Source organism: Vibrio sp. 10N.222.55.C7, from assembly GCF_041473335.1.
Classification (GTDB): domain Bacteria; phylum Pseudomonadota; class Gammaproteobacteria; order Enterobacterales; family Vibrionaceae; genus Vibrio; species Vibrio crassostreae_C.
In genome coordinates this window covers 63,270-75,322 of record NZ_JBFRSC010000003.1, presented here as the reverse complement: position 1 = coordinate 75,322, position 12,053 = coordinate 63,270, and the positions used below count along the sequence as shown (strand labels likewise).

Annotated in this window: 12 protein-coding genes and 1 riboswitch; of the genes, 2 read left to right on the top strand and 10 right to left on the bottom strand. The window is 45.4% G+C overall.

From position 1 onward, the window contains the following. The first annotated feature begins 57 nt into the window (after positions 1-57). Complete coding sequence (locus tag AB4482_RS00620; RefSeq protein WP_372180393.1) at positions 58-402, top strand: thiamine-phosphate diphosphorylase; 345 nt, start codon at positions 58-60, stop codon at positions 400-402. Positions 403-501: 99 nt separating this feature from the next. On the opposite strand, the gene thiE is transcribed toward AB4482_RS00620, so the two are convergent. Then, positions 502-1,119 (bottom strand): thiamine phosphate synthase, encoded by a 618-nt coding sequence (thiE, locus tag AB4482_RS00615; RefSeq protein ID WP_372180385.1) that lies wholly within the window; start codon positions 1,117-1,119, stop codon positions 502-504. A gap of 261 nt (positions 1,120-1,380) precedes the next feature. Between thiE and AB4482_RS00610 the strand changes: the two genes are divergently transcribed. Continuing rightward, the gene (locus AB4482_RS00610; protein ID WP_017071986.1) at positions 1,381-3,324 is read left to right on the top strand and encodes a methyl-accepting chemotaxis protein; all 1,944 of its coding nucleotides are present in this window, start codon (positions 1,381-1,383) and stop codon (positions 3,322-3,324) included. Between the two features lie 123 nt (positions 3,325-3,447). Here AB4482_RS00610 and thiM read toward each other — a convergent pair whose 3' ends face one another. From thiM to AB4482_RS00565, 9 genes are all read right to left on the bottom strand, one after another. Further along, the gene (thiM, locus tag AB4482_RS00605) at positions 3,448-4,233 is read right to left on the bottom strand and encodes a hydroxyethylthiazole kinase (RefSeq protein ID WP_372116108.1); all 786 of its coding nucleotides are present in this window, start codon (positions 4,231-4,233) and stop codon (positions 3,448-3,450) included. Between the two features lie 29 nt (positions 4,234-4,262). Next, a complete protein-coding gene (gene tenA, locus AB4482_RS00600; RefSeq protein ID WP_017077477.1) occupies positions 4,263-4,943 on the bottom strand; it encodes a thiaminase II in 681 nt (226 codons plus the stop codon). A gap of 8 nt (positions 4,944-4,951) precedes the next feature. Beyond that, the gene (locus AB4482_RS00595; protein ID WP_372180384.1) at positions 4,952-5,908 is read right to left on the bottom strand and encodes an ABC transporter substrate-binding protein; all 957 of its coding nucleotides are present in this window, start codon (positions 5,906-5,908) and stop codon (positions 4,952-4,954) included. A gap of 120 nt (positions 5,909-6,028) precedes the next feature. Then, a complete protein-coding gene (locus AB4482_RS00590; RefSeq protein WP_372180382.1) occupies positions 6,029-6,844 on the bottom strand; it encodes an ABC transporter permease in 816 nt (271 codons plus the stop codon). Further along, positions 6,837-7,595, bottom strand: a complete 759-nt coding sequence (locus tag AB4482_RS00585; RefSeq protein ID WP_372180380.1) for an ABC transporter ATP-binding protein — start codon at positions 7,593-7,595, stop codon at positions 6,837-6,839. Before AB4482_RS00585 ends, AB4482_RS00590 begins: the two co-directional genes overlap by 8 nt. Next, positions 7,585-8,469, bottom strand: a complete 885-nt coding sequence (gene thiD / locus AB4482_RS00580) for a bifunctional hydroxymethylpyrimidine kinase/phosphomethylpyrimidine kinase (protein ID WP_372180379.1) — start codon at positions 8,467-8,469, stop codon at positions 7,585-7,587. Before thiD ends, AB4482_RS00585 begins: the two co-directional genes overlap by 11 nt. 98 nt (positions 8,470-8,567) lie before the next feature. Further along, a riboswitch (TPP riboswitch) is annotated at positions 8,568-8,679 on the bottom strand. 97 nt (positions 8,680-8,776) lie between these two features. Next, the gene (locus tag AB4482_RS00575) at positions 8,777-9,694 is read right to left on the bottom strand and encodes a DMT family transporter (protein WP_372180377.1); all 918 of its coding nucleotides are present in this window, start codon (positions 9,692-9,694) and stop codon (positions 8,777-8,779) included. A gap of 77 nt (positions 9,695-9,771) precedes the next feature. Next, a complete protein-coding gene (locus tag AB4482_RS00570) occupies positions 9,772-10,512 on the bottom strand; it encodes a helix-turn-helix domain-containing protein (RefSeq protein ID WP_372164521.1) in 741 nt (246 codons plus the stop codon). Between the two features lie 174 nt (positions 10,513-10,686). Beyond that, positions 10,687-11,715 (bottom strand): DUF4382 domain-containing protein, encoded by a 1,029-nt coding sequence (locus AB4482_RS00565; protein WP_136974469.1) that lies wholly within the window; start codon positions 11,713-11,715, stop codon positions 10,687-10,689. Between the last annotated feature and the right edge of the window lie 338 nt (positions 11,716-12,053).

Sequence of the window (12,053 nt, the reverse complement as noted above, 5' to 3'; positions counted from 1 at the left end):
AATGAACCTTTTGGAAAATTTGTCGTGAACGTTTTAAGAAATATTTGCCCTGAGAAAATGGGTAAAGAGCGTAACAAACGAGAGTATGATTTACGCGTACTTAATTGTGTCAGTGAAAGCGAGTATGAATCGCGTATGGCAGTTTGGAATAGCTTAACTTTGGTTGCTACTCCGTCTGTTTCAGAAACAAAAGGCTTCATCGATGAGGCTTTCAACAAACTTCAGCATGACTTGAAAGAAGCGAGCCGTGAGTTATCGATTAACTACACAGACTTCATTGCAATGGCGCATGAAGAGCTCAACTATATTAAGGTGTTTGTTGCTGATAAGACCGCACAATACGGTTGGTACGCTGCGATCGCTCTGATGATTATCGGCACGGTTACTCTTTGTATTCAGTAAGATAGGCACGTATTTTATTGGCTACTACTGCGAGTGCTTTAATGCGCTCTAACTAGAAAACAAATGACTCATTTCATTTGTTTTCTAGCTTCTCTACACTCACTCTCCCATTAGAGATAGCAAATCCTGCGTCGCTTGTTTTGGGCTTTCAGCGTGACATATCGCTGACACCAAAGCCAACCCATGAATACCTGTCTTGACCAACTGCGGAATGTTCGACTCGTTAATTCCACCGATACCCACAATCGGCAACTTCGTTGTCTCCAAAGCCATTTGAATGCCTTCATAACCCCAATGTTTCTTTAGATTCGTCTTGGTTGGTGTGGCAAAAAGCGCACTGAGGCCAATGTAATCAATCGGCAAACTATCGGCTTGTTGTAGCTGCTGTTCAGTTTCAATTGATAACCCAAGAATCTTATCTGGACCAATCAACTGGCGTGCTAACTCTGCAGGCATATCCGATTGCCCCAGATGCAAACCATCGGCGTCGACAGTCAATGCAACGTCCACTCGGTCATTGATGATCAGCGGAACACCTGAGCCAGCCAGAATCGACTTAACCGCTTGTGCTCGTTCAATGAAGGCTCTTACGTCCCCATGTTTTTCTCTTACTTGAACCATAGTGACGCCACCAGCAACCGCTTGTTCAACCACGAATTTAAGCGTTTCTAGATCTTGTTGGTCGTCAGTCACCAGATAAAGTTTATAAGGGTTCATCGCGTACCTTTGAAGTCGATTTCTAAAATTGGTTTTCTGCCATTTTACCGACAAATCACATCCTATGCATGGAAGTTAGCACTTAATTCCTTAAGTTAGGCGGTTGAATTCAAATACGCAACTCGTTGAAAGCATGTCGAAAAACCCGATTTTTCTAACAAAAGCGTTACTTATTACACAAACTATTCGCTTTAGCATGCCCAGAATGCTGTTTTATGAAATACTCCCCTATGAAGGAATCAGGTAAATATAGGGATAGTTATGCGCCACCTTTCTATAGCGCTCAAGATCAAGCTGGGTTATGCCATCTGCTTGCTCTTTTTCGTCATTTCAGGCCTTGTGAGTTACAAAGGTATTCAAACCTTGTCGAACGGCTTTAGCCAGTACAGTGACCTCAGCCACAAGGCGACATTGTCAGGCAACATTCAAGTGCACTTTCTTCAGATGCGTTTAGCTTCTGAACGTTACTTAGAGTCATTGGATGATCAATACGAAGCGAATTATCAATCGAGCAAACTTGCGATTGATGAACTGCTGAACAACTTAATCCAAACCACCACCAATACTGATAGCTTGTCGAGCCTGCAATTAGTGCAAGACAGCGTTGCAGCTTTTGATGCGGCTTATGGATCAATGAAACAGAGCCAACTGCTCATTGACCAGTTAGTGAACGTGGAGATGGTCACACGAGAAACCAACGCACTGAAAGCGGCTCAGAGCTTATTGTATGAGTCTTACAATAACAATGATCCAAACGCGAGCTTATACGCAGGCATGTTGATGGAGAACTTCCTCGCAGCCAAGATCACAGTGCTGAGTTACTCAAACAACAACGACCTCAAAACCTATGAAGCTGGTAAAGACATTTTTGAATATGCTCTGCCAGGTATAGAAGGCGATATTGAATCTCTTAAATCATCTCCTTATCAAAGTGAATTGATTGAAGATTTCTCTAACCAACGGGAAGCGTACGCGAAAGGCTTTGAGCAAGTTCATCAACAGATGATTGAGAACACGCAAAGAACCGCTACCCTCGCCTCTATTGGTGACAGCTTAGCGATTTCGGTAGCTGATGCTCAGAGCATTCTAGAACAACAGAAACAAGCATTAACACCAGAACTGCAAGCCAGCGAAAAGCGCTCGATTCAAATCATCATATTGCTGACGGGTGTGGCTTTAGTTATTGGCATGACGAGCGCCGTGTTGGTGACTCGCTCTATTACTAAAGGCATCGCACAAGTTAAACAGATCACCAACGAGCTTTCTCAGGGCAACCTGAATGTGGAAGTGAACATTGAGAGCAAAAATGAGATTGGCGAACTGCTGACTAATATGGAGATCACCATTGAATCTCTGCGCGATATTGTTGGCCAAGTGAACCGTTCTAGCGTGCGTATTGGTGAGATGTCGGAGTCACTCAATCAAGTGACAAATAACAGCTCGACCAACGCAACACAATTGAACAGTGAAATGATCAATATCTCTTCTGCCGTTGATCAATTAGCTTCCAGCACATCAGAAATTGCGGCAAGTGCTAACCACGCGTCTCAAGTTGCCAACCAAGCCACCGAGAATGTGGCGATGGGACTGAAAGAAGTAGATAAGACACTGCATGAAATTGGCAGCGCCGATGAAAGCATGCAGGTCAGCAGCCAGAAAGTGACTGACCTACACAAAGAGTCGATGAACATTGGTGCCATTCTTGAAGTAATCAAAGGCGTTTCTGAGCAGACCAACCTGTTGGCATTGAATGCGGCTATTGAAGCTGCGCGCGCAGGTGAACAAGGTCGCGGATTTGCAGTAGTAGCCGATGAAGTAAGAACGCTCGCTAAACGTACCCAAGACTCTGCTAGCCAGATTGATGAGCTCATCACCTCACTACAACGTGGCGCTAAAGATGCGTTAGAGTCTATCAAAGAGAGCCACAGCACGGTTTCAGACGCTTCAACGCAGGCGCAGCAAGCTTCTCAGAACTTACATGTGATTAATCAACACATCCAAGATCTGAACCAAGCCAACAGCCAAATCGCGGTGTCGGTTGATGAGCAGGATCGTCTTACCAAATCACTGGGTGAAAACGCGCAAGGTGCAAACACTATTGCTCAAAGCAACCAAGAGTCGGTAAGCAGCATTTCAGGTGCAGCGAGCGACTTAACCGAGGTTGCTCATCACCTAGAGAGCCAAGTTAACCGATTTAGAACCTAGCCAGCCAGTCTATACACAGCTGACACAGTTCCAAACCAGTAATAAAAAGCCCCCTACACATAAGTGTCGGGGGCTTTTTTAAGTTAATCTAACTCTAACTTGTGGCTTAGAGTTAGATTAGCCCTACTGAATCTTCAAGCGTTGAATCAGAGTCTCTTCGTCTAACTGATACAACTCATCAAGCAAGTTAATTTGCAAGCTACCTGGGCCGCGAGAGTTTTCAGCCGCGATTTCACCAACCACGCCTAATACCGCTGCTGCAGCTAAACCACTATCATCACCAACAGCCGCGAAAGCACCCGTCAATGCAGTTAAAGTACACCCCATACCCGTCACATACGGCATCATTTGGTGTCCATTGTTTAACGTCACCACGCTGTCTTTGGTGACAACGTAATCTGTCTCACCAGATATCACCACATTTGCACCGTATTCAGCCACTAAGCACTGTGCAGCACCTAACGCAGCATCACTGCTATCAAGCGCATCAACGCCTTTGCTCTGCGCTTGTTCGCCCGCTAACGCGATAATCTCAGACGCATTACCACGAATGATTAGCTTATCAGCTAAGCGTGCAATTTCTCGAGAAGTCTCGGTACGCAGCGTGCTTGCGCCACAACCTACTGGATCAAGCACCACAACCTTGTTGTTCGCGTTGGCTTGTTCAACCGCGAAACGCATTCTCGGCGTCCAAACACTGTCTAACGTGCCAATGTTAATCACAAGCGCGCCAGAGAAAGACATCATCTCAGCCAGTTCTTGTTGTGAGTGCGCCATGATAGGCGAAGCGCCAATCGCTAATAACGCATTGGCCGTATTGTTCATCACAACGTAGTTAGTGATGTTCACAACCAGTGGCTTTTGCTCTCGTACTGCGCGCAACGATTGGATGATTTGTTCAGTTAGCATGGATAAATCCTTATTCGTAAAAGTCGCTTTTAAGCCGAAGTTGAGTCATTAAGTGCATTCAGCCCTTGCTGCCAAAAAGCCACTTCCATACGCGTTGCGGTTTTGAAGATATGAACGATGTTCTGACCGCGCTCGCTGTTGATATCAATTTCAGCAAGCAGCTGATTGAAGTATTCTGCGCCCGTTGCCACGCCAGATTGGAACTCTTCTCCGCCGTAAAGCTGAAGCCAGCTCGCGTATGGGTTGCCTTCTAAAACAGTATCGCTGCTTTCTAACAACGCTTTACCGATCACAGCGTAACCAATGGAACACGGAGCCAGTGCCGCATAAAGATCGACAAGATCACCCGTCATGCCTGCATCCAGAACGTAGCGCGTGTAAGCAACTGTACCGAAATCTTCCGGCTCATTTTCTAGGTCAGATTCGGTTAAACCCCACTGACCACAGTAAGTCACGTGGTGAGAGATTTCAGAATCTAGCAGAGCATGAACACTTGGCAGTGCACGACGCATATCAGCCAAGGTTTTTGCCTTGTAAATCGCCAATGCATAAGCGCGAGCATACTGTTTTAAGAACAGAAAATCTTGCTTCAGATAATGCAGAAAACATGGTTGAGCGAGCGTGCCGTTTGCTAGCGTTTTAACAAAATCATGCTCTGTGTAGTCTTGCCAATCTTGTTGACAGGCTTGGATTAAGTCTTGGTATTTCATGAGATCCCTTAATCAAAAGTCGGTACGTAGTCAGCGGCTTTTGGTAGTGATTTGATAATGCCTTTGTCGAACATGAACTGTGCGTAATTGTCGTAACGTTTTAGGTCAACAGCAGAAGGGCGAAGCGCAAAACGAGTCAGCGTGTCATTCCATGCTCGTTGGTTAAGTTCGTTGTTCAACGTATCTGGAGAGTACGCAACAAACTCGCTCCATGATTCTTGTGGGTGGTTCACAATGTAAGTTGTTGCTTGTTCCAATGCTTTGTTGAACGCTTTGATCGCTTCATCATCGTGCTGCTTTGCGTTCGCAACAAAGATAAGCTCATCGTAAGCTGGCACACCGTGCTCTTCTGGGAAGAATGCTTTGGCTTTAAAGCCTTCAAGGGCTAGCTGGTTAGTTTCGAAGTTACGTAGGCCACCCCAGATTGCATCTACCTTGCCTGATGCCAATGAAGACGACAGTGCCCAACCGACATTGATGGTTTGCACGTCTGTAAACGCAACATTTTCTTGAGCTAGCATGGTGCCGATGGTCGCTTCTTCGTTACCCGCAATCGCAATACCGATCTTCTTGCCTTTCAGATCCGCTAATGAATCGTTCTTGCCGTTATCCAGTACCATTAGCGTGTTTAGTGGCGTCGCGATAAGGGTTGATGCACGAACTAAAGGAAGACCCGCTGCCACATCCATGGTTAAACTTGGTTGGTAAGTTACCGCTAAATCGACCTTACCTGCTGCGACAAGTTTCGCTGGCGTGCTTGGGTCTGCTGGTTCTTGGATTTCAACCTCTAAGCCTTGGTCAGCGAAGTAGCCACGCTCTTGAGCAATCACAATTGGGCCGTGGTTCGGGTTCACAAACCAATCCAACATCAATGTCAGTTTCTTTCGTTCAGAATCCGCCAATGCATGACCTGAAACTAGCGAAGCAAGCAGTGCCACTGCACCTACCAATTTGGTATTTTTCATAGTTAACCTTTCCTTTTGAATATTATTATTGTGTTTATAGAGCTCATTTTTAACGAGCTATTGTTGAGATAAATAGCGTTGAGCGAAGCCTTATTAAACAAAGTGTTATTGAGCAAGCCATTACTGGTTCTCCCAAGGGATAGCTTTCTTGAGTAATTTGTCTGTGATGAAGTAGAGCGAGATAGAGAGCACCGCCAAGATAAACAAGGCAGCAAACATCTCATCAATGATCATTCGTGCATTGGCTTGCAGCATTAGATAACCCAGCCCTTCACTCGAACCTACCCACTCGCCAACAACTGCGCCAATTGGGGCGATAACCACAGCCACACGAATACCCGACGCCAATGTTGGCAGTGCAGCAGGAAGTTGAATGTGGCGGAGCAGTTGCCATTTCGATGCGCCCATCGTCTTGGCAAGGTCAAGATAGCCTGTCGGTGTATTGCGCAGACCGTCGTAACAACAAGTGGTTACTGGGAAGAAGATAATGATCGCCGCCATCACCACTTTTGAGGCGATGCCATAACCAAGCCACAGCATCAGTACTGGCGCGATCGCAAATACAGGAATCGCTTGGCTAGCAATCAAGATAGGCAACAGCCAACGTTTCAACGGATCAAACATCAACATCTGCAAGGCGAAAAACAGCCCCATGGATAAACCGAGCAATAGACCAAGTAAGATCTCTTGCGCAGTCACCCATGTATGTTTGAGCAATACATCGTAGCGTTCGATTAGCTTAATAAAGACTTCTGCAGGCGCTGGCAGAATGAAGCTTGGCATCTCGAAGACAACCACAACTAACTGCCATAAACCTAGAATCACAACACTGCTGATAATCAAACGAACAACAGGATTCATCTGACGAGGGCGTGCAGTGATAGTCTGTGCGTTAGTTGAATGAGCCACAGCTTCACTTCGCGTTAAATCATTCATAATCACGCTCCAACTGATCTAAGATCGCCTGTTGCAACTCGGCACACTCACCATTGAGTACTCGTGGCGTTGAGGTGTGAGGCACAGGTAAAGAGTGAGCACTCGCAGGCGAGCCTTGCAACACATACAAATTGTCCGCCAAACGCACCGCTTCTTGTGGGTCATGGGTGATCAACACAACGGTTTTATCTCTCAACAGCTCACACGCTAAGCTCTGTAGTTTGTGTCTCGTTACCGCATCCAGCGCAGAGAACGGCTCATCCATCAGCACCACTGGCTTGTCTTGCATTAAAGTTCGAGCCAAAGCGACACGTTGACGCATACCACCAGACAACTGATCCGGCATCGCATTCGCATAATCAGCCAAACCAACCGCAGCGAGCAACTCGAGTGCTTGATTGGTTTGCAGTGCTTTGTCAGAAGCTGAATTTTGAAAACGATGACTCAGACATACATTGTCGATAACCGACAGCCACGGCAGTAACAAATCCTGCTGCGCCATGTAAGCGATGCGATCCGTTACAGGCAATCCATCAGAGGTTGTCAATGTTCCCTGCCACTCCACCTTGTCGTCCAACAAGCCTGCCAGATAACGTAATACCGTGGTTTTCCCGCAGCCACTTCGACCTAGCAATACCGTCCACTTACCTGCGCTTAAGCTAAGCGACAACCCAGACAAGGTCGCGTGCTCACTGTCGTTATAGCGTAAGGAGGCATTGCTGAGTTGAACACCCACCGTATTAACGGACATTACCGTGTCCAGCGAAGAAGTGGTTTACCGGGCCATGACCTTGACCGACTTTCAATTCGTCAGCATGAGCAATAGCGCGCGAAATGTATTGTTTGCCTAGCTCAACAGCCTCTGACAGCGTATTACCTTGAGCTAAGAAAGAAGCAATGGCAGAAGATAGCGTACAACCCGTGCCATGGGTGTTTTTGGTAGGGAAACGCTTCGCGCTAATCAAAGCAGATGTGGTTGGCAGAATCAGTAAATCGTTACTGTTTTCATCTTTCTCCAAGTGACCGCCTTTTAGCAGGACTGCTTTAGCACCTAAAGCACGCAGGTCTTCAATCATGTCCTGCATTTCAGCTTCGCTTTCAGGCACGGCTTTGCCTGTAAGTGCTGCGCCTTCCGGCAAGTTAGGGGTAATGATATCGGCAAGCGGAATCAGCTCTTGTTTTAGCGTGGTGATAGCTGAGTTTTCTAGAAGAAGGTCGCCACTTGTCGCGACCATTACAGGATCAATCACTAAGTGTTTTGGCTGGTATTGTTTTATTTTGTCTGCAACGACTTCGATGATTTGCGAATCCGCCAACATACCAACTTTTACTGCCACTATGTTCAGATCGGTGAACACCGCATCTAATTGGCTGGCAACATGCTCAAGTGGGATTGGAAAAATGGCTGACACGCCTTGGGTATTCTGAGAGGTAATGGCAGTAATTACCGAACAAGCGAAGCTACCCGTTGCAGACATGGCTTTAATATCCGCTTGAATACCAGCGCCGCCGCCACTGTCAGAGCCTGCTATGGTTAAAACAATCGGAGTATTGACCACCGAAGATTGGTTGTGTGGTGTTTGAGTATTCTTGAGTGGCGCTTGAGTGTTGGAATGCTGCGTCATGGTCGCTCCTACTATCTAAAAGACGTAAGAGAACCGAACTTTGGCCGTAAAGAGAGTGTGGAAATGAAACCAATGAGAGATCATTGTTAGACCACATAGACAAAGTCATCATAGTTCCCTACGCCAGTGTTAACTGAATCAGGTTCAACGGGTCTCGAATAACGATCTCAGCAAATACCACTTAAGGTAGATGCCCCCCGACTATTGATAACGATAGTAACAGCACTCTTGCAACTGAGATACTCATTTTATTCATTTATAAGATACAAGCATGAATAAAATTCAATTTAGCTTTGTTAACAAGCACTTAGTTTCGCTGAACATTTGGTTGTGATTGGATGAATAAACACATGACTATCAACAACATACCAATCCAACCGACTAAAGGTATGCGCTCCCCCACAATCCAGACAGCCAATACAGCGGCAACAACTGGCTCAAGCAAAGTAATCAAATTCGCACTACTTGCCGTGACATGTCTTAACCCGAAACTGAACGCGATATAACCCAAACATTGAGGAAGTAACACCAAGTAACTCACCACGAATATATTAGTACTTGAAGCGAATAGATTGTCACCAGTGAACCACAGCGTTGGTAATAACAACATTGCACCTAAACCAAATATGCTGCCCATCGCTGCTTGCGACTTAATGCCTTCGTCTATCAGAGCTTTTGTCGCCCATGAATAAATGGCGTAACACAACCCAGCAATCAACCCTAATCCAATGCCCAAAAGCTTCAGATCGTCACCAGAATCATTCGCTGATGATGATTCTGAAAATACCAGTAGCCCAATACCAACCACGCCAATGGCAAAGCTCGTTAACCAACGTTTGTTGATATTATTCTTTTTGCTAATAAGACACTCTAAAAGTGCAGAAAAGAAAGGAGCAGTAGCTATCGACACCACTGTGCCCATTGCGACACCCGATAACTTCATCGAAGAGTAAAAAGCCAGAGGATAGATCGCCAAAGCCAGCGCACTCGCCGCTAACAACTTTTTGTTGAGCAAAAGCTTATCAAGTGAAGATAAGATCTTTCGATACGCCAAGACTGCTTGCATTAAGCCGCCGACGCCCATTGAAAAAGCACCAATCGCTAATGGGCTGAGATCAGGCGCAAAGCTTGCGGCGGTGCCTGTCGTGCCCCATAAAACAGAAGCAAACACGATGGCTAAAGTGCCCGTTTGGAATTCGTTAACGCGATTGATGGCAAGATTCATTTCTATTACCTAGTCTATTTTCATTTCTGAAATAGATAATAGTGAACATATACTAAGTTGAGTTTGCCAAAAGGACGCTATTCTTGTTTTGGAAGACTCTCTTTCATCGAGCCCAAAAACGCCCTTGGAGACATGCCAAAGTGCTGAGAGAAGCGTCGACTGAATGCAGACAAGTCACTATAACCCACATTTTCTGCGACCAATTGAACGGGTAAATCGGTATGGCTAAGCAAGGCTTGAGCTTTCTCCATACGATAGCGAGTGATGTACTTAAGCGCACTGATTCCAATGCACTCTTTAAAGCGCTTCTTAAATTGAGTGGGGCTCAAGCAAGCCGTTTCTGCAAGCTGAGAAATAGAGAGAGGCTGGGCGTAATTATCCGCAATGAGCCTTTGGACCGCTCGAATACGAGGGTCGATGCTCTTGCTGACTTTTTGTTGCTCTAATAACAGTGAAAACACATCCAAGATGGATGATTCAATGCCACTGTCCACTTGGTATTCCAACTGCTTTTCAACAAACAGCAAGAAGCTCATTAAGGGTGGCGTGATAGTAAACACCGAGAGCTCATGCTCTAACAAGTGCTGCGGTAACTCTGCCATATCTGCGACAATAAACCGCGCTGCTTCATCCGCCTTAAACGCATGCGCTGTGGTTACCGGAATCACCGCGCATTCGCCCACGGCCACCTTGCCGACATATCCCACCATTTCAATACTAATACTCCCTTGAATAGGCAGCACGAGTTGATGGTAGCCATCATGGGCATGAGTATTAAATTGCTTGGTGTAAGATCGAATGCTTAGGCTAGATTTCATGAGCAACGCCGGAGTACATTTCGCTAGGTTAAAGTAAGAGATACAAAGTTACATTATCACTTCCCTAGAGTCACACTCAATGATCATCAAATTCATGCTAACTAGGTGACATGATCAAAAACGGCCTCTAAATGAGAGGCCGTTCTTATTCGAATGCTTAATCACGTCAAAGATTTAAAACGATACTTGGTTATCCTGACCAACCACTACCTGAACACTATTTTGAACTTCATAAATGTCAAAACCATCAGCAACCGGATCAGCATTGTCTTCATCACTGTCGTGTTGCGCGGTACAGGTATAACCCAATGAGTAAGTACCTGGATCAATAAATCCCAGAGAGAACTCATAGTTAGTCTGTGCTTCATTCATTGCCACTGATGCTGAAGTAATCGGCTTCACCTCATCGGAACCGCCAATAGGCGCCATGTCAGCTTTGTCGACATTACCTTCATACAAGTACACCGACTGAACATAAGTATTATCATTTGTAGGGTTACAAGCTTCAAAAGTGGTACTCGAAACAGTACCTTCAATGTTTCCTGTCTCAACCGTATTGATAAGGCTTACAGACGTTCTTTGAATAGTGTAATCAGGGAAAGTCGAACTGTTCTTTAGGCCACGTCGAAGATCGAACTCGACAACAAAATCGTTACTCTGTTGGTTCACATTAAATGAATCATTAAAGTAAAGCACGCCAGCGTTATCTTCTTTACCAACACCTTGCGGGCACGCGCCATTACCTTTCACCGTTAACTCACGAATCGAGTCATCGTTTTCTACAACATAAGATGGATGTGTCGGGTGATCGCCATCATTCGCAAACACACATAGTTTATAGCTACCTACTGGAACTACCTCGTTTTCAATCAAAGGAAGTGCATCGCTTCCTTGGTAATCCAATAAATTGACACTTAATGGAATAGGATCTTCACCGTCTGGCAACGGGTCGCCATTTTCATCAACGTAATCACCGTTTTCGTCCGTTTTATACACGTCATACACTAGCGTTGTACCTCCCTGAATCGGAAGTAAAGCTACCTTGCTGAATGTCACCGTCACATCTTTAACATCATCGACGGGCGCATCACTCACACTCAAGGTAATGGGTGTCGTACTGCTTGATGATCCTGAGTCTCCGCCACAACCAACAAGCCCGGCCAACACAAGGCTAGCTAAAGCCGTTTCCTTTAAATATTTCATAACTCATTTCCTATAAAATCACTGCTCAATAAAGGGCTTATTTGAGTGCCCTCTTATTCTTTTTCTTGTTGTGACCCATAAATAAACAGCGCTATTGTTTGATGATCCCTACTATTCAGGGCATTCCTCATCCAAAAAACACTGTTCATCAAGGTGCACATATCAAGTCGCACATAGGTTAATTAAGTCTAGTAAGTAAATTGTCAGTAGCAACGCATGTTTGGCAAAAGTGCTGTCAATTGTGTTGAAATAGTCGTTGAGTAGAAAATGGGAAGCAGGGATTGAAAGCAACTTGATCAAAGTGAATAATCGCCACCAAGATCAAAAAAGGCCGTTAA